Source organism: Streptomyces gilvosporeus (genome assembly GCF_002082195.1).
Lineage (GTDB): Bacteria > Actinomycetota > Actinomycetes > Streptomycetales > Streptomycetaceae > Streptomyces > Streptomyces gilvosporeus.
Window position 1 is genome coordinate 4,614,881 of sequence record NZ_CP020569.1, and the last position, 19,564, is coordinate 4,634,444.

General features: G+C 72.1%; 18 protein-coding genes. 7 read left to right on the forward strand and 11 right to left on the reverse strand.

From position 1 onward, the window contains the following. Nucleotides 1–4 precede the first annotated feature (4 nt). The 4 genes from B1H19_RS20510 to B1H19_RS20525 all read right to left on the reverse strand — a co-directional run bounded on the left by B1H19_RS20510 (nucleotide 5) and on the right by B1H19_RS20525 (nucleotide 4,919). Nucleotides 5–1,333, reverse strand: coding sequence for a cytochrome P450 family protein (locus tag B1H19_RS20510; RefSeq protein ID WP_083106092.1), 1,329 nt, complete (start codon nucleotides 1,331–1,333; stop codon nucleotides 5–7). Nucleotides 1,334–1,427: 94 nt separating this feature from the next. After that, the gene (locus B1H19_RS20515) at nucleotides 1,428–2,540 is read right to left on the reverse strand and encodes a SagB/ThcOx family dehydrogenase (RefSeq protein WP_083106093.1); all 1,113 of its coding nucleotides are present in this window, start codon (nucleotides 2,538–2,540) and stop codon (nucleotides 1,428–1,430) included. A gap of 385 nt (nucleotides 2,541–2,925) precedes the next feature. Beyond that, nucleotides 2,926–3,483 (reverse strand): DinB family protein, encoded by a 558-nt coding sequence (locus tag B1H19_RS20520; protein WP_083106094.1) that lies wholly within the window; start codon nucleotides 3,481–3,483, stop codon nucleotides 2,926–2,928. 215 nt (nucleotides 3,484–3,698) lie between these two features. Continuing rightward, nucleotides 3,699–4,919: an FAD-dependent monooxygenase gene (locus B1H19_RS20525; RefSeq protein ID WP_083106095.1), complete on the reverse strand. Its 1,221-nt coding sequence runs from the start codon at nucleotides 4,917–4,919 to the stop codon at nucleotides 3,699–3,701. Nucleotides 4,920–5,053: 134 nt separating this feature from the next. Between B1H19_RS20525 and B1H19_RS20530 the strand changes: the two genes are divergently transcribed. Beyond that, entirely contained in the window at nucleotides 5,054–5,689 is a 636-nt protein-coding gene (locus B1H19_RS20530; protein ID WP_083106096.1) for a PadR family transcriptional regulator, read from the forward strand. 84 nt (nucleotides 5,690–5,773) lie between these two features. Here B1H19_RS20530 and B1H19_RS20535 read toward each other — a convergent pair whose 3' ends face one another. From B1H19_RS20535 to B1H19_RS20545, 3 genes are all read right to left on the reverse strand, one after another. After that, nucleotides 5,774–6,208, reverse strand: coding sequence for a nuclear transport factor 2 family protein (locus tag B1H19_RS20535; RefSeq protein ID WP_083106097.1), 435 nt, complete (start codon nucleotides 6,206–6,208; stop codon nucleotides 5,774–5,776). A gap of 145 nt (nucleotides 6,209–6,353) precedes the next feature. Next, nucleotides 6,354–7,055: a response regulator gene (locus B1H19_RS20540; protein ID WP_083106098.1), complete on the reverse strand. Its 702-nt coding sequence runs from the start codon at nucleotides 7,053–7,055 to the stop codon at nucleotides 6,354–6,356. Next, nucleotides 7,052–8,431 carry a sensor histidine kinase gene (locus tag B1H19_RS20545; RefSeq protein WP_237289417.1) on the reverse strand — a complete coding sequence of 460 codons (1,380 nt, stop codon included), beginning with the start codon at nucleotides 8,429–8,431 and terminating at the stop codon, nucleotides 7,052–7,054. Before B1H19_RS20545 ends, B1H19_RS20540 begins: the two co-directional genes overlap by 4 nt. Before the next feature lie 222 nt (nucleotides 8,432–8,653). Here B1H19_RS20545 and B1H19_RS20550 point away from each other — a divergent pair, with 222 nt between their 5' ends. From B1H19_RS20550 to B1H19_RS20560, 3 genes are all read left to right on the forward strand, one after another. Next, nucleotides 8,654–10,207 carry a nitrilase-related carbon-nitrogen hydrolase gene (locus B1H19_RS20550; protein WP_083106100.1) on the forward strand — a complete coding sequence of 518 codons (1,554 nt, stop codon included), beginning with the start codon at nucleotides 8,654–8,656 and terminating at the stop codon, nucleotides 10,205–10,207. A gap of 117 nt (nucleotides 10,208–10,324) precedes the next feature. Beyond that, nucleotides 10,325–11,386, forward strand: a complete 1,062-nt coding sequence (locus tag B1H19_RS20555) for an HpcH/HpaI aldolase/citrate lyase family protein (RefSeq protein WP_083106101.1) — start codon at nucleotides 10,325–10,327, stop codon at nucleotides 11,384–11,386. A 7-nt stretch (nucleotides 11,387–11,393) separates the two neighbouring features. Further along, nucleotides 11,394–12,266, forward strand: coding sequence for an HpcH/HpaI aldolase/citrate lyase family protein (locus B1H19_RS20560; RefSeq protein ID WP_203237189.1), 873 nt, complete (start codon nucleotides 11,394–11,396; stop codon nucleotides 12,264–12,266). Nucleotides 12,267–12,276: 10 nt separating this feature from the next. On the opposite strand, the gene B1H19_RS20565 is transcribed toward B1H19_RS20560, so the two are convergent. Both B1H19_RS20565 and B1H19_RS20570 read right to left on the reverse strand, forming a co-directional pair. Beyond that, nucleotides 12,277–13,413 carry a CapA family protein gene (locus B1H19_RS20565; RefSeq protein ID WP_083106102.1) on the reverse strand — a complete coding sequence of 379 codons (1,137 nt, stop codon included), beginning with the start codon at nucleotides 13,411–13,413 and terminating at the stop codon, nucleotides 12,277–12,279. 28 nt (nucleotides 13,414–13,441) lie between these two features. Continuing rightward, a complete protein-coding gene (locus B1H19_RS20570; protein WP_159028099.1) occupies nucleotides 13,442–14,911 on the reverse strand; it encodes a protein kinase domain-containing protein in 1,470 nt (489 codons plus the stop codon). 200 nt (nucleotides 14,912–15,111) lie between these two features. Between B1H19_RS20570 and B1H19_RS20575 the strand changes: the two genes are divergently transcribed. After that, nucleotides 15,112–16,005, forward strand: coding sequence for a D-alanyl-D-alanine carboxypeptidase family protein (locus tag B1H19_RS20575; protein ID WP_083106104.1), 894 nt, complete (start codon nucleotides 15,112–15,114; stop codon nucleotides 16,003–16,005). Nucleotides 16,006–16,094: 89 nt separating this feature from the next. Here B1H19_RS20575 and B1H19_RS20580 read toward each other — a convergent pair whose 3' ends face one another. Both B1H19_RS20580 and B1H19_RS20585 read right to left on the reverse strand, forming a co-directional pair. Continuing rightward, nucleotides 16,095–16,841: a PP2C family protein-serine/threonine phosphatase gene (locus tag B1H19_RS20580; protein ID WP_083106105.1), complete on the reverse strand. Its 747-nt coding sequence runs from the start codon at nucleotides 16,839–16,841 to the stop codon at nucleotides 16,095–16,097. A gap of 17 nt (nucleotides 16,842–16,858) precedes the next feature. Continuing rightward, nucleotides 16,859–18,001, reverse strand: a complete 1,143-nt coding sequence (locus tag B1H19_RS20585; RefSeq protein WP_107426416.1) for a site-2 protease family protein — start codon at nucleotides 17,999–18,001, stop codon at nucleotides 16,859–16,861. Nucleotides 18,002–18,294: 293 nt separating this feature from the next. Here B1H19_RS20585 and B1H19_RS20590 point away from each other — a divergent pair, with 293 nt between their 5' ends. Both B1H19_RS20590 and B1H19_RS20595 read left to right on the forward strand, forming a co-directional pair. After that, entirely contained in the window at nucleotides 18,295–18,582 is a 288-nt protein-coding gene (locus tag B1H19_RS20590) for a hypothetical protein (protein WP_044362941.1), read from the forward strand. A gap of 133 nt (nucleotides 18,583–18,715) precedes the next feature. Further along, the gene (locus tag B1H19_RS20595; RefSeq protein WP_083106106.1) at nucleotides 18,716–19,408 is read left to right on the forward strand and encodes a DUF4232 domain-containing protein; all 693 of its coding nucleotides are present in this window, start codon (nucleotides 18,716–18,718) and stop codon (nucleotides 19,406–19,408) included. Nucleotides 19,409–19,564 lie beyond the last annotated feature (156 nt).

Genomic DNA, 19,564 nt, shown 5'->3' on the forward strand with positions numbered 1-19,564 from the left:
GTGGCTATGCCGTACGCATCAGGCGCAGCGGGAGGCCCAGGAGGCGCCAGGCGCCCGGCTGCCGGCGGCGTACCTGGGTGGTGAGTTGGCCGGGGGCGACGGCCAGGGAGAGGTCCGGGTAGCGCCGCAGGAGGCGGCCGATGGCCACCTCGCACTCCTGACGGGCGAGCGCGGCGCCCAGGCAGTAGTGCATGCCGTGGCCGAACCCGAGATGGTCCTCGCCCGCCGACTGCCGGGTCAGGTCCAGGCGCTCGGGGTCGCCGTAGTGGCGTGGGTCGTGGTTCGCCGAGACCAGGACGGGCTGGACGGCCTCGCCCTGGCGGATCCGGGTGCCCGCCAGCTCCACGTCCTGGGCGGCGTACCGCAGTTGGGTCATCTGGACCGAACCGCACCGGCGCATCAGCTCGTGAACGGCATGCGGCAGCAGCCCCGGGTCTGCCTTGAGCAGCCGCAGCTGATCGGGGTGGCTGAGCAGGGCTGCGGTGCCGTTGCCGATGAGGTGGGCGGTGGTCTCGTGCCCGGCGAGCACCAGCGCCATGACGAGAGTGACCATCTCGGTGTCGCCGAGCCGGCCGCCGTCGTCGTCCTGGGCGCGGATCAGCGCGGTGATCAGGTCGTCCCGCGGGTCCGTACGGCGTGCCGCGATCAGCTCGTGGACGTGGCCGATCATGACCGGGAAGGAGGCCCCGATCCGTTCGGGTTCCAGCGAGGCGAGGTCGGCGCCGAAGCGCCGCCAGCGCGTCCGGTCCGCCTCGGGTACACCCACCAGCTCGCAGATGACCGTGATCGGCAGTGGGTAGGCGAAGTGCTCGACGAGGTCGACCACCCCTTTCCCGTCGGCATGTCCGGGGAGTTCGTCGAGCAGCGTGTCGGTGATCTTCTCGACGCGTGGCCGCAGGTCGGGGACCCGGCGTGCGGTGAACGCGCGGGAGACCAGGCGGCGCAGCCGGGCGTGGTCCGGCGGGTCGCTGGTCAGGATCGACTCCAGGATGTAGACGCTGAACTCCTCGGGAATGCCGAGTACTTCCATGAGCCGGTCGCGCGGGTCCGGGCCCGTGTGGCCCGGAACCGAGTACGGGCTGTTCACGAAACGCGGATCCCGCAGGACGGCGCGCACCTCCTCGAAGCGCGTCACGAGCCAGACGGGCGTGTCGTCCATGAAGCGTGCGCGGACGACGGGGCCCTGCTCGCGCAGCCGGCCGTAGCCGCCGAACGGGTCGGCGAGCAGCTCCGGGTCCATCACATTCGGCTCGCCGGGGTGCTTGCCGATGAGGTCCTGTAGGGAGGGCGGGAGGCCGGGGGGTGTCGCACGGCCGACCGGCGTGGCCGTCATGGTGTGTTCTCCTCCATGGGCGTTCCTCCTCCTGGAAGCCGGTCCCCCGCACGGGTGGGCAGTGCCGCCATCACGCGCTTACGCATCCACGCATTCACGCATCCAGAACTGTGCTCCGGAAAGCGGTCATGGTGACCGGAGTCGGGGCGTTGTGCGGCCTGGAATGAGGGTGGCCGGCGGCCAGGGCGTACACGGGGACGTGACCGGCGTTGTCCAGGCCACAACGCTCGGCCAGCGGTGCGTCGTTGAACGCACCTGTCTGAGCAGGGCCGAGCCCCAGGGCGGTAGCGGTCAGCGCGAACGTCTGGCCGAGATGCCCCGCGTTGAGCAGGCACACGCGGTAGCAGCGCGGGGTGTGGTACTTCACGCTGAGCCGTTCCATCCGCGCGACGAGCACCACGAGGAACGCGGCGTGCCCGGCCCACTCCTGGTCCGCACACAGATGAGCCGCCTCTGCGGAGGTGAGCCCGTCGGCGCGCAGTTCCAGGCAGTGCTGCAGGCCGTTGTAGTGGTACCAGCCAGGGGCGAGGCCGGTGACGTTGAGGATGCCGACGTACGCATCGAGTTCCTGGCGTGCGCCGCCCGAGGGGCTGGTGCGCCGGTAGAGCGGTCCGTGGCCGCTGTCGACGAAATCCACCGGCCCGAAGACGGTGGACAACAGGGCGGCCAGGGTCTCCAGTTCGACCGGTTCGCGGGTGAAGTCGCGATGTGTGCGTCGGCTGTACAGAACGTGGTCGTAGGAGGCGCGCAGGTCGGCGGGGCGACGGGGCAGGGGCAGTCGCATCGCGTCGGGGTAGGCGGTGAACAGCGGCGGCAGCTGAGCGGCGTCGGGTACCCGGTCTGCGTCCTCGGTGTTGACCTCGGTGTCGAGGTAGTCGTTCTGCGTCGCGAAGTGGAGGAAGGGGGCCTCCGGCGCCCAGGCGCTCCAGTCGCGGGCGATGTCCTCGTCACGGCCGGCCTCGGCGCTGCCTTCGGCCAGCAGAACTCCGCCGTGTGCAAAGGCGTCGACGGCTTCGTCAACGGTCTCGGGGGCCAGGTGGTCGAGAAGCTTGGTGGCTTCGGCAGCAGTGGCCCAGTCCTCGAAGGCGGAGAGAATCTCGGCCGCGGCGGGGTGCAGTGAGACGGGCGCACCGCCGGCATAGGGGTGGACCACGAACGCCCCTTCATGCCAATAGCAGGTCAGGCAGCGGGCACGACGAAAACGCACGGCGACTCCAGCGAGAACAGAGCGGGGCGAGAGTGAATCGGCGAACGGCGGGGCCGACGTCACGGCCCCGCCGCCTGCGGCTTACTTGGACGTGGGGGCCTGGAACTTATGGATGTAGTAGCCGGGCCGCCGGTCCTTCCGCGTCGCGACCTGAGCCTTCATGGCGATCTTCCGCATGGTGTCCACCTCCTCCCTGTTTTCGGCATACGAGCCGGGCCCTACCCATCCAAGGGGTCAATCAGGGATGACTCCGCCTAAACCGCCCGTGCGCGTGACAGGGAAAGGCCATGAGGTGGCGGGGCGGCAGGGTGGCCCCAGCAGGCACTCCCGGACCGGGAATCGCCCGCGCCCGGCACCGCCCCGAAGAGCCACCACGCGCCGCCGGTCAGCCCATGCTCTTCGCGCCGTCCAGGGATTCGCGGATGATGTCGGCGTGACCGGAGTGCTGGGCGGTCTCGGAGAGGATGTGCATCAGCACCCGGCGGGCCGACCACCGCTCGCCGGGCTCGAACCACGGCGCCTTCGGCAGCGGCTGGGAGGCGTCGAGATCGGGCAGGGTGGCGACCAACTCGTCGGTCCGGCGCCCCACTTCGGCGTAATTGTCCAGCACACCCGCCAACGTGTCACCCGGCAGCATGCGGAAATCGTCGGCCCGACGAGCCCAGTCGGCCTCGGTCATGGTGGTGAAGTCGCCCATCGCGGCCGGGCCTTCCAGGATGAAATCGACCCACTTCCGTTCCACCGAGGTGACGTGCTTGACCAGGCCGCCCAGGCACAGCTCACTGGCGGTGGTGCGCAGGCCCGCCTGCTCGTCGGTGAGGTCGCGGGTGGTGAAGCACAGCATGTGGCGGTGCTTGGCCAGCATCCCCAACAGGTCTGCGCGCTCGCCGGTGGCTGCCGTCGCGTGCGCCGGAGTGTGGGTGGTCGACTCGGTGGAGGTCATGGGCTCGCCCTTTCTTGGTCCTGTTCCGCGCTACGGGACCAAGTTAGGGATGATGTAGGTCAGGTTCTGGCCTAGAGGCCTGCCGCTTCGCGTTCGATGCTGATGTGCTCGCGCCTCGCTGCCCCTCGTGAACGGGAGCCGCCGACAGGTCAGCCGACTGGGGAGACGCACTTTCCGAGACGTGCGTCCCCACCACCGGCCGTTCCCGGTCCCCGTCAGGTCGGGATGCTCACCGCCCCACTCGCCCCCACATTCACCCTCTCCTCCCACGCGATCCGGTGGAAGTGGAGCGGCCGGAGCATGTCCTCAGGGGCCGGGAACGCCGGTACCGGGGCGTCGGTCTTGCCCGCTTTGACCTTGTTGACGGCTGCGGCGTTGCGGCCGATCGCCTCCACGCGCGGGCGGCGCAGGGCCTCGTAGGCGGCGAACGCCTCGGTCGGTGTGGGCAGATCGCGCAGGCAGCGGGCCAGTTCGACGGCGCTCTCGATGGCGAGCGAGGCGCCCTGCCCGGAGCTGGAGGACGGGGCGTGCACCGAGTCTCCGACCAGCACCATCCGGCCGCGATGCCAGTGCGGTACGGACGGCATGCGCTCCATCGGGCCGACCGCCATCAGCTCGTCGGGGCCGGTGTGCCGCAGCAGCCGCTCGCCCGGGACATGGCCGGCGTACAGCTCACGCAGTCGGCTCAGCCACTCGGCGTGGGGTATGCGGGCCAGGTCGGCCGGGGTCGGCGGGGTGTCCGCGGGCAGTCCGGCGAACCAGATCATCCGCCCGTCCGGGCCCCGCCAGTAGCCCATGAAGGCGCGGCCGAACGCGAAGTACATGGCGCCCGGTTCGGCCCCGGCCTCGCCGCCCACCGTCGCGTGGCCGCCGAAGCTCAGTACGCCGCCGTACTCGGGGGTGGGCGCATGCGGGTCGATCACGGTACGGACGGTGGAGCGGATGCCGTCGGCGCCGATCAGTATGTCGGCGGTGGCGGAGGTGTTGTCGGCGAAGTGGGCGGTCACGCCGTCCGCCGTCTCCTCGGCGGTGACCAGCCGTTTTCCGTACGCGAACCGGATGCCCGCGGCGACCGCGTGGTCGGTCAGCGCCCGGAACAGCCGGTCGCGCGGCAGCGTCAGCGTGGCGGGCAGTTCCGGGAAGCCGCCGAAGCCGGCGAAGCGGTTGCCGGCGCCGTCCGTCATCACCATGCCGGGCACCGGCTGCCCGATGGCCCGCACCGCCGCGTCGGCGCCGACCGTCGCCAGTGCCGCCTGACCGTTCGGCGCCAGGCCCAGCCAGGCCCCGACGCCGTCCGCCGCGGTGGGGTACGCCTCGTAGACCGTCGCCTCGATGCCCGCCTTGCGCAGTGCGAGCGCCATCACCGGGCCCGCCACTCCGCCCCCGATGACCAGTGCCGTCCGTACACCTGAGCCGTGGCCGCCGTTGTCGTTCATAGCCCCTCCCGTGGGTCACACACATGCGGATGTGGATGCGTCTGGATGTGGATGCGTCGTGGGGACGCCCCGGAACATAGTTGCAAAGAAACTAGTAACAGTGCAACTAGTTTGGGGCTGACTACGATGCCGTCATGACCGCCTCCGCCGCCGCCTCCGTAAAAAGCTCGCCGCTCGGCCTGACCGTGTTGACGCTGCTGCACCACCGGCCGCTGCACCCCTACGGCATCCAGCAACTGCTCAAGCAGTGGGGCAAGGAGCAGGTGGTCAACGTCGGCCAGCGGGCCGGGCTGTACCGCACCATCGAGCGGCTGGAGGCCGGCGGGCTGATCGCCGTCCGACAGACGGAGCGCGACCAGCAGTACCCCGAGCGGACCGTCTACGAGGTCACCGATGAGGGCCGGGAGGTCACCCGGGAGTGGCTGGAGCAGATGCTGGCGGTGCCGAAGGCGGAGTTCCCCGTGTTCCCGGCGGCGCTGTCGAACATGCTCATGCTCAGCCCGGACGAGGTGGCGCCGATCCTGGAACGGCGGGCGACGCGACTCGCCGCCCAGCGTGCCGACCTGGAGCGCCAGTCCGCCGAAGCCCCGGCCGGACTGCCGCGCATCACGCTGATCGAGAACGAGTACCTGCTCACCGTCCTCGACGCCGAGGAGCGCTGGCTGCGAGGGGTGATCAGCGATCTGCGGGACGGCAGCCTGACCTGGTCCCGGGAGATGCTCGCGGCGTTCGAGGAGGGGGCGGCCGGATCGGGTGGGGAAGAGGCCTGATCCGGAGACCGGGGAGCGCTGTCCACAGGGTGTGGATTGCGGTGCGAGGGGTTCGGTGTGCCGCTCAAGCCCCCGGTATCGGTGTTACAGCTGGTCGCCCCAGCCGCTCTGGATCATGGTCTGGAACGCCCAGGCGCCGTATCGCCGAATCAGGATGTCGGCGTAGCGAAGGTGCTGGGTGCGGCCCTCGGTCGTCATGGCCGAGTCGGTAAAGACCACCGCCATGGAGGGCGAGAGGAAGACGGGCGTGCGCGTGGACTCGAAGACGAGGTCCTCGCCGCCGTCTCCCATCACCTGCGTCATGGTCGCGATGAACTGCTCGCGGTCCCACTGCGCGGAGCGGCCGTTGCCGACGGCGTCGTCGCTCACGAGGTTGAGGGGGAACACCGCCATATCGGCCATGCGCGCGACGTCGCGCCGGGCGCTGTGGGCGTCGTAGGCGGCGAACCAGCGGTCCAGATCGGCGCGTTCCTCGGCGGTCGGGGTGTAGCCGGTGGCGGGCAGAGAGGGGAGGGTCACTCGGGCTCCTTGGGGTGGTGGGCCGTTGTTCGCGGGCTCCGGCGGTACGGGAGGAGGAAGGTATAGCCTGCACAGCAGCTAGTCAAACTTGAATAGACGAAGAGACACGCGGAATCCGGCTGTGGGGTTCGGATGGGCGGTGGGTTCAGCGGTCCCCGAGCAGGCCCGCCTCCTGGGCGAGCAGTGCGGCCTGGACGCGGTTGTCCAGGCCGAGGCGGGTCAGGATGCGGTTGACCCGGCTCTTGACGGTGGCCTGGGTCAGGCCCAGGTCGTCGGCGATCTGACGGTTGGACAGGCCCCGTGCGACCAGGACGAGGACCTCCAGTTCGCGTGCGGTCAGGGTGTCGACGAGCCGCTCGCGGTCGGTCGACGGGCGGGGCGCGCCGGGCAGCAGCGCGGCGGGCAGGGCCGTGACGGCGCCGATGAGCCGTTGGGTGACGCTCGGCGCGAGCATGGCCTCGCCGTCGGCCACCACCCGTAGGGCGTGGGCGAGTTGGCCGGGTGGGCTGTTCTTCAGCAGAAAGCCGGCGGCGCCCGCGCGCAGCGCGGCATGCACATAGTCGTCCAGATCGAAGGTGGTCAGGACGAGGATGCGGGGCGGCGGCCCGGGGTGCGGCCAGCCGGTACGAATGCGCCGGGTGGCCTCGACGCCGGTCATGCCGGGCATACGGACGTCCATGACGACGACGTCGGGCCGGAGTTCGTAGGCCAGGGCGACCGCCTGCTCGCCGTCGGCCGCCGCACCGACGACGGTGAAGTCGTCGCGGCGGTCGATGACGGCGCGCAGCGCGTCGCGGACCATCTCCTGGTCGTCGGCGAGCAGCACGCGCGTGATCGCTGCGGTCATGGGGGCGTCTTTCGTCCGGGGGATGGAAGGGGGGCGGAAGTGCCGAGGGGGGCGGGCGTGCTCAGAGGGGCGCCGGGCGACTCGGCGACGCCGCGAACGCCCGGTTTCCCGAGGGGAAGTGTGACGGCCAGCCGCCACCCGCCTCCCGGCTCCGGGCCCGCGTGCACGGTGCCGTCGAACGCCGCGACGCGTTCGCGGATGCCGAGCAGACCGCGGCCGGAACCGGGGACCGGGCGGTGGCCGGGGGACGGTGGGCCGTTCTCGACCTCCAGCGTCAACGCGGCCGGGTCGTGGCGTACGGCGATCCGCAGGTGCGTGGGGCCCGCGTGTTTGAGGACATTGGTGAGGGCCTCCTGGACGATCCGGTAGGCGGAGATCTCGATCGCGGGCGGGATCCGGGCCGCGGACGGTTGGTCAGGCCCTGCCTCGGCGACCGGTCCCCCCAGCCTGGCCGTCACCCGGCAGCCCGCCGCCTCCGCCGCCGCGATCAGTCGGTCCAGGTGGGCCAGCGACGGCTCCGGGGCGAGGTCGTCCCGCCCGGCGGCGAGCAGGCCGAGGATGCGGCGCATCTCGATCAGGGCGGTGTCGGCGGTGTCCGCGATCCGGGCCGCGCCCGTGCGGCCGTCCGGAGGGCCGTCCGCCAGCAGTTCCTCGGTGGCGCGGGCCTGCACGGCGATGGCGCTGACGTGATGGGCGACCACGTCATGGAGGTCGCGGGCGATACGGGCCCGCTCGGCGACGACGGCCTGGCGGGCGTTGATCTCCTGCTCGGCGCGGAGCCGGTCGTTGAGGTCGCGCAGCCGGCGGGCCTGGGTGTCGATCCGCCGCCGCCCGTGGCCCAGCAGCCAGGCGACGCCGTAGAAGGCGACGAAGGTGGTCGCGGTGATCGGTTCCAGCGAACCGAGCTGCGGCGGCCCGGACCGGCCCCCGACGAGGTCCGTCGCCACCGCCGCGAGGAGGGACAGAACGGCCCCCGGCAGGCTCGCCGACAGGGCGGCGTAGCGGGCGAGCGCATACACGGCGAAGATCAGCAGATACGGTCCCGGCGTCTTGCCCGCCACCGGGTCGAGCGCCTCGAAGAGCACGAAGAGGGCGGTCATGGCGCCCAGGACCGTACGGGGAAAGCGGCGGCGCCAGAAGAGCGGAACGGTCTGCGCGCCCCAGAGCAGCACGCCGAACAGGCCCGGTGCGGGGTGCCTGGCCTGCAAGGTCACCATGTCGAAGACGGTCAGCCCGCCGCCGAGGGCGAGGTCGGCCGCCCAGGCCCGCCCGGCGAACGGACGCAGGGCGCGGCGCAGGACCGCCGCCGTTGTCGTCGCCGCCCACATATGCCCGCCCGTATGGCCGTTCACCCGGCCGTTCCCCTGCCCGTTCATCTCTGAGCGGCAAGGCTAGCGACCGCACGGCGCGGCCGGATCGTCCGCACAGGCCCCACCGGACGCATCCAAAGGTGCGCGGGCCCGCGGCAGATCGGCACCGAGGACGACGGGTGCGGTGCCTGCGCCCTCCTAGCGTCATTCCCGACCGGAGACGCCGACGCGCGGCGCCCGTAGGCGCCCTGGCACAACCGCCACCCCACTCCATCCCGGAGGAACCCCATGACCACCACCCGCGCCAGAGACGCCCTCGGCGCCACGCCCAACAACCGCCCCGTGCCTCGGACTTGGCACCGCCCCGCCCTGCTGCTCCTCGGCACCGTCGCGCAGCTCTTCGCCGTCGGCGGGCGCTGGGACATCGCCGCGGCGGCCTGGATCTTTCCGGTGCTGCTGCTGCGCTTCGCCCGTACGGGCCGGGCCTGGAGCGGCGCCCTGTGGGTCTGGGTGGCCCACTTCGCCGCGGCGGTGTTCTGGTTGTTCGAGTCGAAGATGGGGTTCAGCCCCCTCACGCTCACGGGGGCGGCCGGGCTCGCCGCGCTGCTCGCCCTGCCCTTCCTGCTCGACCGGCTGCTCCTGGGCCGGGTGCGGCCGTGGATGTCGCTGCTGGCCTTCCCCGCGGCCCTCGCCGGTGCCGAGTTCCTCATCACGCTGCTGTCGCCGTTCGGCACCGCGTACGGCGCCCTGGCGGTCACCCAGTACGGCGATCTGCCGCTGCTCCAGGTCCTTGCCGTCACCGGCGCGTACGGGATCGGGTTCCTGATCGCCTGGGTCGCCGCCGTCGTCAACCGGGTCTGGGAGACCGCCTCCTGGCGCGCGGCGCGCTCCGCCGTGGTCACCTGCGCCGCCGTCCTGCTCGCCGTCCACCTCGGCGGCGGGGCGCGGCTCGCCTTCGCCCCCGACCGGGCCCGGACCGTACGGATCGCCGGGGTCACCGCGGACCGATCGGTGATCGAAGCGCAGAAGGCGGCGTTCGCCCGGGCGGCCGGTGCGGGGCGCGATATCGCCGCGGCCGCCGCCTCGTCGCTCCGGCCGGCCATGACCGCCGTACGGAACAGCCTGCTGGCCGCCACCCGGCGGGAGGCCACCGCCGGGGCGAAGATCGTCGTCTGGCCGGAGGAGGCGGTCAGGACCACGGCGGCGGACGAGCACGCGACCCTCGCCGCGGCCCGGGACCAGGCCCGCCGGTCCCGGATCTATCTGGAGATCGGCGTCCGGGTCTACGGCACCGCGGGACCGCGGTCCGACCGCGACGAGACGGCCCTGATCGACCCGCACGGCACCGTGCGGTGGACGTACCAGAAGGCCCATCCGATCCCGGGCTCCGAGCCGTTCGCCCCCGGTGACGGCAAGGTCCCGGTCGTGGACACCCCGTACGGCCGGATCGCCAATGTCATCTGCTACGACGCCGACTTCCCCGCGATGATGCGAGCCGGTGCCGACATCATGCTCGTCCCCGCGCACGACTGGCGGGAGTACGGCGGCGCGCACACCCAGAAGGCCGCGCTGCGGGGCATCGAGTCGGGCTATGCGGTGGTGCGGCAGGACGCCGAGGGCGTCTCGGCCGCCTTCGACCACCAGGGCCATGTCCTGGCCACCGCGGACTACTTCACCACCGGCCGGCAGACGATGGTGGCCCAGGTGCCGGTGCGCGGGGTCGGCACGCCGTACGACGTGATCGGCGACGCCTTCGCCTGGCTGTGCCTCGCCGCGGCGGGCGCGGTCGCCGTCGCGGGGGTGACGGGGGTGGCCCACCCCCGCCCACCTCGCCGTCCGTGAGCAACGGCACACATACTGCCCGGTAACTTTCGGGCTCCGCGCGCCTAGAGTGTGGGCCGGATGGCCGCCGCGGACGCCCCCGCGGGCCGCACCCCTCGATCCGACCAGGGAGACTGCATGCGCTCTCCGAAGGACTTCTTCCGCCCCTTGGCCGTCGGTGCGCCGACGCCGGTGCGGGAAGTGCCGTTCCGACCCTCCCGGATGATCCACTTCTTCGACCCGGGCAACGCGAAGATGGCGGCCAAGGTGCCGTCCATCGCCCCCACCGTGGACGTGCTGCTCGGCAATCTGGAGGACGCCGTCGCCGCCGACCGCAAGGAGGCGGCCCGGACGGGCCTGGTGGAGATCGCCAAGACCACGGACTTCGGCGACACCCAGCTGTGGACGCGGATCAACAGCCTGGACTCGCCCTGGGCGCTGGACGATCTGCTGACGCTGGTCACCGAGATCGGCGACAAGCTCGATGTGATCATGGTGCCGAAGGTGGAGGGCGCCGAGGACATCCACTACGTCGACCGGCTGCTCGCCCAGCTGGAGGCGAAGGCCGGTGTCCGGCGGCCGATCCTCGTCCACGCCATCCTGGAGACCGCCACCGGCGTCGCCAACGTCGAGGAGATCGCCGGGGCCAGCCCCCGGATGCAGGGCATCTCGCTCGGCCCGGCCGACCTGGCAGCCAGCCGCCGGATGAAGACCACCCGCGTCGGCGGCGGCCACCCCGGCTATCTCGTACGGGAGGACCCGCACGGCCCGGACGGCACCGCGCCGCGCGCCACCTTCCAACAGGACCTGTGGCACTACACCCTGGCGCGGATGGTCGACGCCTGTGCCGCGCACGGCATCCTGCCGTACTACGGCCCCTTCGGGGACATCAAGGACACCACCGCCTGCGAGGACCAGTTCCGCAACGCCTTCCTGCTGGGCTGCGTCGGGGCCTGGAGCCTGCACCCGGTGCAGATCGGCATCGCCAAGAAGGTCTTCTCGCCGGAACCGGCCGAGGTCGCCTGGGCCCATAAGGTCATCGGCGCCATGGGCGACGGCACCGGCGCGGTGATGATCGACGGCAAGATGCAGGACGACGCCACGTACAAGCAGTGCCAGGTGGTCGTCGGGCTCGCCGATGCACTGGCCGCCCGCGACCCCGAGCTGCGCGCCGCCTACGCGGCCGCGAACGAGGAGTAGGAACGCCATGTCCGACGCGACCCTGCGGCCGCGCCGCTCCGTCCTGTACATGCCGGGCGCCAACGAGCGCGCCCTGGAGAAGGCCAAGTCCCTTCCCGCCGACGCGCTGATCCTCGACCTGGAGGACGCCGTCGCCCCCGACGCCAAGGCCGAGGCCCGGGAGCGGGTCGCGGCCGCCGCGGCCTCGAAGGAGTACGGCCACCGCGAGCTGACCATCCGGGTCAACGGGCCGGGCACCGCCTGGCACGCCGACGACCTGCGGGCCGCCGCCGAGGCCGGCCCGGACGCGGTCGTGGTGCCCAAGGTGGACTCCGTCGCGACCGTACGGGAGGTGGAACGGGCGCTGGAGGCGGCCGGCGCCCCCGACCACACGGCGATCTGGGCGATGGTCGAGACCCCGCGGGCCATGCTGGACGCCCGTGCGGTGGCCGCCGCCAGCGAACGGCTCACGGTCCTGGTGATGGGCACCAACGACCTGGCCAAGGAGCTGCACGCCGAACACGTCCCGGGCCGGGCGCCGCTGCTGACCGGACTGTCGCTGGCGCTGCTGGGCGCCCGGGACGCCGGCAAGGCGATCCTGGACGGCGTCTACAACGACGTGAAGGACCTGGCGGGCTTCGAGGCCGAATGCGTGCAGGCGCGGCAGTTCGGCTTCGACGGCAAAACGCTGATCCATCCCGGGCAGGTCGCCCCGTGCAACGAGGTCTTCGCACCGTCGGACGCACAGATCGCGCACGCCCGGAAGGTCATCGACGCCTTCGAGCTGGCCACCCGCGAGGGACGCGGGGTGGTCACCGTCGACGGCCGGATGATCGAGAACCTGCATGTCGAGGACGCCCGCCGGATCCTGGCGCTGGCGGAGGCCATTGCGGGCCGCTGAGGCCCTTCCGTCAGGCCGCCGCGGGGCGGAGGGTGAGCGCACCCTCCGCCCCCGCGTCGTCCGGGCCCCCTTGCGCGCCGCACGGCCCGAAGCCCTCCGCCATCCGGTCGAAGAGCGCCCCCAGCCACTGCCGGTCCGCGGCCGAGGCGTGCCGCAGCCGCATCTGCCGGGCCTGGAGCGGGACGATCCGCAGTTCGTGGAGACGGCCGGTGTCCGGGTCCAGCGTGGCGAGGTAGAGCGGGCGCAGATCGTCGCGGTAGCGCTCGAAGCCGGTGATGCCCTCGTAGTCGTCGATGAAATCGCCGCACCCGTGGAGGATCAGCCTGCCCCGGTAGAGCTCCAGGGGGCGCGGGTGGTGCGAGGAATGCCCGTGGACGACGTCCACGCCGCCGTCGACGAGCGCATGGGCGAAGGCGATCTGCTCGCGGGAGACCGCATAGCCCCAGTTGGACCCCCAGTGGACCGAGGCCACCGCCACATCGCCCGGCCGCTTCACCCGCCGTACCCGCTCGACGACTTCGGCCGCGGCGACGTCCGTCGGCCCGGCGGCGAAGGCCACCCCGCCGCGCCCGGCGGTCGCGGCCCAGGTCCGCGGGATCCCGCTGGACGGCATCCCGAACGAGAAGACCAGCACCCGGCGCCCGCCGTCGAGGGGCACGATCCCCGGTCGCGTCGCCGCCTCGGCGTCGCCGCCCGCCCCCGCCGTCCGCAGCCCCCCGCCCGCCAGGGTGGCCAGGGTCTCCGCCAGCCCGTCGGGGCCGAAGTCCAGGACGTGGTTGTTCGCCAGGACGCACACATCGGGACGGCCCGCGGCCAGAGCTGGGAGGTTCGCCGGATGCATCCGGTAGTGGATCCCCCGCCCCGGCGCGTAGGTGTCGTGCCGCGTGACGCTGGTCTCCAGATTGATCACCCACGCCCCGGGCGCGACCGCATCGAGCACCGCGCGCGCCTCGCCCCACGGCCAGGAGAAGCCGACGGGACGGGGAATGCGGCCGTTGACCTGCTCCGCCAGCTCGACATACACCCGGGCGTCGCGGACGTAGCCCTCCCGCAGCGCCGGATCCCCCGGATGCGGAAGGATCTGGTCGACGCCGCGCCCGAGCATCACATCGCCGCACAGGGACAACGTGACCGAACCGTCGTCCATTTCTCCAGGTTACGGCGCATTCCCCGGATTACGGCGCGGCGGAACCGGTCGGCCGGGTACGGGCCTTGAGGACCTGGGCTCCCACGGCGAGGGTCACGCCGAGCAGCAGCACGTAGAAGACCCCGATCTTGTGCAGATCGTCGAGGAAGAACCAGACGGAGGTCAGGGCCGTGAACCAGAACGCCACCAGCGCGAAGCCGCCGGCCCGGTCGTCGCGGCAGCCGGCGGCGAGGCACAGGGCGGCGACCAGGGCCAGGATCAGGGCGATGACGACATAGTGGGTGTCCCAGCCGACAGAGCCGCGGGAGAGTTCGGACCAGGCCGCGACGGCCTCCGCGACCGGGCCCCAGGCCACGGCGCAGGCGAGCCGCGCGGACCACAGCAGCGCCACCGCCCCGGCCACGGCGGCGAGCAGGGCGACCTGGTGGAAGCGGCCGACCTCGATCATGTCCGTACGGGAGATCGCCAGGGAGAGGACGCAGCCGAGGACGGCGACGCCGCCTTCGGCGGTGGGGCGGAGGACGACCTTGGCCAGGCGGCGGGCGGGCGGGGGCGAGGACGGGGGGACCGGGGAGGGCGCCGCCGGGGAGGGGGCCGCCGGTTCGACCGTGGTCGGCGTCCGTACCGGGGCAGGAGCCGGGGCGGTCGCGGCGGCCTCGGCGGCGCCCCCGGTCCCGGCCTCGTCCAGGGCCGCCCGCATGGCGGACGCATCCGCGAACCGGTCCTCGCGATCCTTGTGCAGCGCCGTCGCGATCAGCGCGTCCAGGGCGGGCGGCAGCTCCGGTCGCAGGCGGGAGGGCGGCACCGGTTCGGCGGCCAAGTGCTGGTGCATGACGACGAAGGGCGAGTCACCGGTGTACGGGGGCCGGCCGGTCAGCAGCTCGTAGAGCAGGCAGCCGACCGCGTACAGATCCGTGCGGTGGTCGGTCTCCTGGCCGTTGATCTGCTCGGGGGCGAGGTAGGCGGGGGTGCCGACGGCCACGCCGGTCCCGGTCAGCCGGGTGGCCATCTCGCTCAGCGCCTTGGCGATGCCGAAGTCGACGACCTTGACCGCGCCCGTGGCGGTCAGCATCACATTGGCGGGCTTGATGTCGCGGTGCACGATGGCGTGCTTGTGGCTGTGCTCCAGCGCGTCCAGCACCTGCCCGGCGATCCCGACGGCCTGCGCCACCGGCATCGCCCCGTCGCGCAGCACCTGGCTCAGGGTGCGGCCCTCGACGTACTCCATCACCAGATACGGCTCGACGGCGCCGTCGGCGCGGTCCTCGCCCACATCGTGCACGGTGGCCACACCGGGGTGGTTGAGCGCGGCCGCGGCATGCGCCTCGCGCTGGAAGCGGGAGCGGAACTCCGGTTGCAGCGCCAGCTCGGCGGAGAGGGTCTTCACGGCGACGGTGCGCCGCAGCCGGTGGTCGACGGCCCGGTGGACCGTACCCATTCCGCCCTGCCCGAGCTGCTCCACCAGCTCGTAGCGCTCCCCCAATATGCGGTGCTCCACCGGATGCCTCCACGGCCGTCTACGCCAACTGGACGGAAGACGTTCGGGACGGAGAACAGGTTCCTCCGAAAAATCTCCGCGCGGCGCGCATCCATCGCCCGGCCCCAAGCGTCTCACCAGCATGCGGCACCCTCATGTGTCCGCACTGCATGTGACCGCACTGCATGTGACCTCGCTGCAGGGGTATTTGGAGTAATCGATTGAAAATCGGCATTAAGGGCATTCGTCGCGCGACCGCCGTGGCCGTCGCCGCGTCAGCCGTCCTCTCGGCCGGGGCCTTCGCCGCTCCGGCGCAGGCCACCACGGCCGCGGCGCCCACGATCACCGCCGCGGGCGGGTTCGCGATGAACAACGGCACGGGCAAGAGCCTCTACACCAAGGCTGCGGACACCCGGCGCTCGACCGGCTCCACCACCAAGATCATGACTGCGCGGGTGGTGCTCGCGCAGAAGAACCTCGACCTGGATTCCAAGGTCACGGTCCAGAAGGCGTACAGCGACTACATCGTCAACAACAACTGGGCCTCGTCGGCGAAGCTGATCGTCGGCGACAAGGTGACGGTCCGACAGCTGCTGTACGGGCTGATGCTCCCGTCCGGCTGCGACGCCGCCTACGCGCTGGCCGACAAGTTCGGCACCGGCAGCACGCGCGACGCCCGGGTGAAGTCGTTCATCGGCCAGATGAACTCCACCGCCAAGAGCCTGGGCCTGACGAACACCCACTTCGACTCGTTCGACGGCATAGGGAAGGGTGCGAACTACTCGACGCCGCGCGACCTGACGAAACTCGCCAGCAGCGCGATGAAGTACTCCACCTTCCGTACGGTCGTGAAGACGAAGTCGACCACGCAGAAGGTCACCACCAGCAACGGTGGCTACCGCAACATGGAGTGGACCAACACCAACGGTCTGCTCGGCAGCTACTCCGGCACCATCGGCGTCAAGACCGGATCCGGCCCCGAGGCCAAGTACTGCCTGGTCTTCGCCGCCACCCGCAACGGCAAGACCATCATCGGCACGGTCCTCGCCGACTCCTCGGTGGCCGCCCGCACGGCGTCCGCCAAGAAGCTGATGGACTACGGCTTCAAGGCGTAGTCCCCGGCACAACGGCACGCTCGGGGCCCGCTCGCGACCGGTGGTTGCGGGCGGGCCCCGCTGCGTGCCCCGGCCCGAACACCCCGCGCTCACTCCCCGATCTCGACCAGCGCCAGCGTGATGTTGTCCGGGCCGCCCGCCTCGATGGCCGCCTTCCACAGTTCGAAGGCGGCCTTGCCGTTGTTACCCCCGTGGGCCTGGAGCAGTTCGTCGAGCGCTTCCTCCGGCACCGGGTCGGTCAGGCCGTCGGTGCAGGCCAGGTAGCGGTCGGTCAGGGACAGGGGGGTGGGGGTGATGTGCGGGGTGACGGGGGTGAAGGTGGTGGCGCCGCCCAGGGACTGGGTGATCAGGGAGGTGGTACGGCGGCCGGGGGCGAGCGGCGGGCTGTCGTCCACGCTCAGCTGGCGCAGGCCGGTGGGGGTGGCGCTGAGGACCTTGCTGTCGCCGACGTTGAAGGCGAGGACGGTCTCGGGCAGCACGAGGACGCCGGCGACGGTGGTGCCCATGGTGGCCAGGGCCGGGTTGCGCTCGGCGGCCGCGTAGACCGCCTCGTTGCAGACGTGCAGGGCGTTGCGCAGCGCTTCCTCGGAGTTCAGCGTGGCGCCCACGACGGAGAGTTGACGGACCGTCAGCTCGCTGGCCACCTCGCCGCCGGGCTGGCCGCCCATCCCGTCGGCGACCGCGATGACCAGCGGGTGGACGAGAGGGAAGACCAGGGTCTGGGGGTTCTCGGTGACCGTGCCGCACAGCGTCCAGGGACCGGCGACCAGGCTGTCCTCGTTGCGGTCGCGGATCAGCCCGGTGTGGCTGAGGGCGGTCACCGTCACATAGCGCATCGCCGTATCGCCGCCCCTCACCCGTCCACACCCCGCGCCCCGCCGCCGAGGCTGTGCCGCTGCATCATCCGGGAGACGTCCTTGCCGGTGACGATGCCGACCAGATGCCCCGCGTCGACGACGAGGATCCGCATCCCGGTGCGCAGGCTGACCCGGTCGAGGGCCTCGGCCAGCGGGTCGTCCGGTGCGGCGACGGCGCACTGGGAGAGCGGGACGGCCACTTCGCGCACGCGCAGGGAGGCGCGGGCCTCCGCCGGGACCCCGGCCAGCCGGCGGATCTGCACGATGCCGCTGGGGCGCCCCTCGAAGTCGAGCAGCGGCACCGCGGAGTGGCGGGAGTGCACGGCCACCTCGTCGATGAACTGCTGGATGGTGAGCCAGTCGGCGCCGGTCGCGACGGGTGCGGTCATCGCCTCGTCGACGCGGATGCCGCGCAGCGCGGAGTGCAGGCCGGCGTGCCGGCGTTCGGTGCCGGCGACGACCGTGACGAACAGGCCGAGGAAGACGATCCACAGCCCGACCGGCGCCCCGCGCAGCAGGAGCACCCAGCCGGCGCCCGCCATCAGCACCCCGGTGATCTGGCCGCCGCGGGAGGCGGTCAGATCGGCGCGGTCCCGGTCCTTCATGCGCCACCACAGCAGCGCCTGGAGCACCCGGCCGCCGTCGAGCGGTACGGCCGGCAGGAGGTTGAACAGGCCGAGGAAGAGGTTGGCCCAGCCGAGCCAGAGCAGGACGACGGCGGGGATCTCGGCCCAGCCGCCCACGACGTGCAGTCCGATGCCCGCGCCCAGGGCGGCGCCGCCGAGGACGAGGCTGGTGAGCGGCCCGCTGATGGCCACCAGGAAGGCCGCCGCGGCGGTCTTGGGCCGCCCCATCCGGGTCATCCCGCCCAGCGCCCACAGCGTCACGTCCTCGACCGAGATCTCCTTGCGCCGGGCGGTGGCGGCGTGTGCCGTCTCGTGCAGCACCAGGCTGCCCATGAGCAGGGCGGCGCCCGCGACTCCGGCCACCGCGTAGACGACGGCCGGGCGCCCGGGGCTCCACACGGGCAGGGTGCGACGGCCGAGCCCGTACGCGAAGAGGATCACCAGCAGCGGCACGCTCCAGTGCATCCGCAGCGGCACCCCGACCACCTGCCCGAGCCGGATCGAGCCGCCCAGCGAGCCGCCCGCCGGACCGCCCGCAGAGCCGCCCGCGGCGCCGCTGGTCCGGCCGTCCGCCGGACCGTGCGCCGAACCCTTCGCCGAACCGTTCATCGCCACCTCCCGCACACCCTTTCAGTGCAATTGTCCTCCTTGGGGACGGGTGGGGATATGCGGCCGACGGGACGGCCTTCCCGCTGGTCACGGGCGGTGGGGCGGCCCACCACGGGTTTCCTTTATGCCCGTTTTACCCTGGATGTACGTGCGCGCTCGCACGGAGGTGCGGCGATACGGGATACGGGAGGCGCGTCATGAGCCGGAGCCACCACTTCCACATGGATCAGCTGGGCCATTCGATCACCGTGAACGTCGGGCCCTGCCGGGACGGCGAGATAGAACTGCTGGTCAACGGCAAGGTGGTCGCCTACCGCAAGGAACACAGCCGGGGCATGAACGTCCTGTGCGGCGAACTGCCCGGCGAGCCGAGCCACCCGTTCCGGGTGCTGGTGCGCGAACCGCATCTGGTGCCGTCGACCCCCCGGTGCACGCTGGAGCTGGACGGGATCGAGCAGCCGATGCCGGAGCGGCTGGTGATCTGAACCGGGACGCCCCGGGCGGCGCGGCGTTAGCCAGGTGTTAGCGGATCAACAACCCCGGCCGCCAGCCTTGTGGACACGGAAGCGGGACACCGGACCGCACCGGACCGCACGTCTGACGCCACCAGGGGGCTCCATGTCGCACCACACCACGCTCCACCGCGGACGCAAGACCGCCGCCGCCACGCTGATCGCCGTGGTCGCCGCGGCCGCGCTCGCCGCCTGCGACGGCAAGGACAGCAAGGCCGGTGCCGCCGCCGCACCGTCCGCCGCCGCACCGTCCGCCGCCGCGTCCTCCCAGGAGTCGGGCGGGCAGGGCCGGGGCGCCCCGGCCGGCCCCGCGAAGACCGTGCGGACCGCGGCGGCGCAGCACGCGTCCCCCGCGGGACCGGCCGTCGGCGCCCGCTGCACCACCGACGCCCTGAAGGCCGGCTGGGGCGCCGACGGCGGCGGCCGCCCGGACATGAACTCCGACCAGCAGCAGACCGCCACCGTCTGGCTGAAGAACATCGGCGGCCGCACCTGCACCATCGGCGGCTTCCCGGGCGTCCAGATCACCGGCACCGACGGCACCGCCTGGGACCTGGGCCGCTCCGCCAAGAAGCCGGTCGCCGTGCGGCTGAAGCCGGGCGCACACACCTCGTTCACCCTCACGCTGCTCCCCTCGACCAGCGCCGGCGACAGGAAGATCGCGCCGGGCGTGGTGACCGTCACCCCGCCCGACGAGAAGAAGCACTTCCAGCTCAAGTGGCCCTACGGCGGCGCCCTCCTGGACCAGAGCGGCGCCACCCACCCGGGCACCTACGTCAACCCGGTCAACGCGGGCTGAGCACCGCGACGCGTCGCAGAAGGCCGTACGCGGAAAGCCGTACACACAAAGTGGCAGCGTGCGGCCGGGAACGACCTCCCTGGGGATGATCAGAAAGCGCCGGGCGGGCGGAACACTGGTGTCCGTACCGGCAGCTCCGCCATCACCAGGGGGACG

Excerpts from the sequence above, each read along its gene's own strand:
- B1H19_RS20510 (WP_083106092.1), bottom strand. The coding sequence starts at position 1,333 with ATGACGGCCACGCCGGTCGGCCGTGCGACACCCCCCGGCCTCCCGCCC.
- B1H19_RS20520 (WP_083106094.1), bottom strand. The coding sequence starts at position 3,483 with ATGACCTCCACCGAGTCGACCACCCACACTCCGGCGCACGCGACGGCA.
- B1H19_RS20525 (WP_083106095.1), bottom strand. The coding sequence starts at position 4,919 with ATGAACGACAACGGCGGCCACGGCTCAGGTGTACGGACGGCACTGGTC.
- B1H19_RS20530 (WP_083106096.1), top strand. The coding sequence starts at position 5,054 with ATGACCGCCTCCGCCGCCGCCTCCGTAAAAAGCTCGCCGCTCGGCCTG.
- B1H19_RS20540 (WP_083106098.1), bottom strand. The coding sequence starts at position 7,055 with ATGACCGCAGCGATCACGCGCGTGCTGCTCGCCGACGACCAGGAGATG.
- B1H19_RS20545 (WP_237289417.1), bottom strand. The coding sequence starts at position 8,431 with ATGAACGGGCAGGGGAACGGCCGGGTGAACGGCCATACGGGCGGGCAT.
- B1H19_RS20550 (WP_083106100.1), top strand. The coding sequence starts at position 8,654 with ATGACCACCACCCGCGCCAGAGACGCCCTCGGCGCCACGCCCAACAAC.
- B1H19_RS20555 (WP_083106101.1), top strand. The coding sequence starts at position 10,325 with ATGCGCTCTCCGAAGGACTTCTTCCGCCCCTTGGCCGTCGGTGCGCCG.
- B1H19_RS20560 (WP_203237189.1), top strand. The coding sequence starts at position 11,394 with ATGTCCGACGCGACCCTGCGGCCGCGCCGCTCCGTCCTGTACATGCCG.
- B1H19_RS20565 (WP_083106102.1), bottom strand. The coding sequence starts at position 13,413 with ATGGACGACGGTTCGGTCACGTTGTCCCTGTGCGGCGATGTGATGCTC.
- B1H19_RS20580 (WP_083106105.1), bottom strand. The coding sequence starts at position 16,841 with ATGCGCTATGTGACGGTGACCGCCCTCAGCCACACCGGGCTGATCCGC.
- B1H19_RS20590 (WP_044362941.1), top strand. The coding sequence starts at position 18,295 with ATGAGCCGGAGCCACCACTTCCACATGGATCAGCTGGGCCATTCGATC.
- B1H19_RS20595 (WP_083106106.1), top strand. The coding sequence starts at position 18,716 with ATGTCGCACCACACCACGCTCCACCGCGGACGCAAGACCGCCGCCGCC.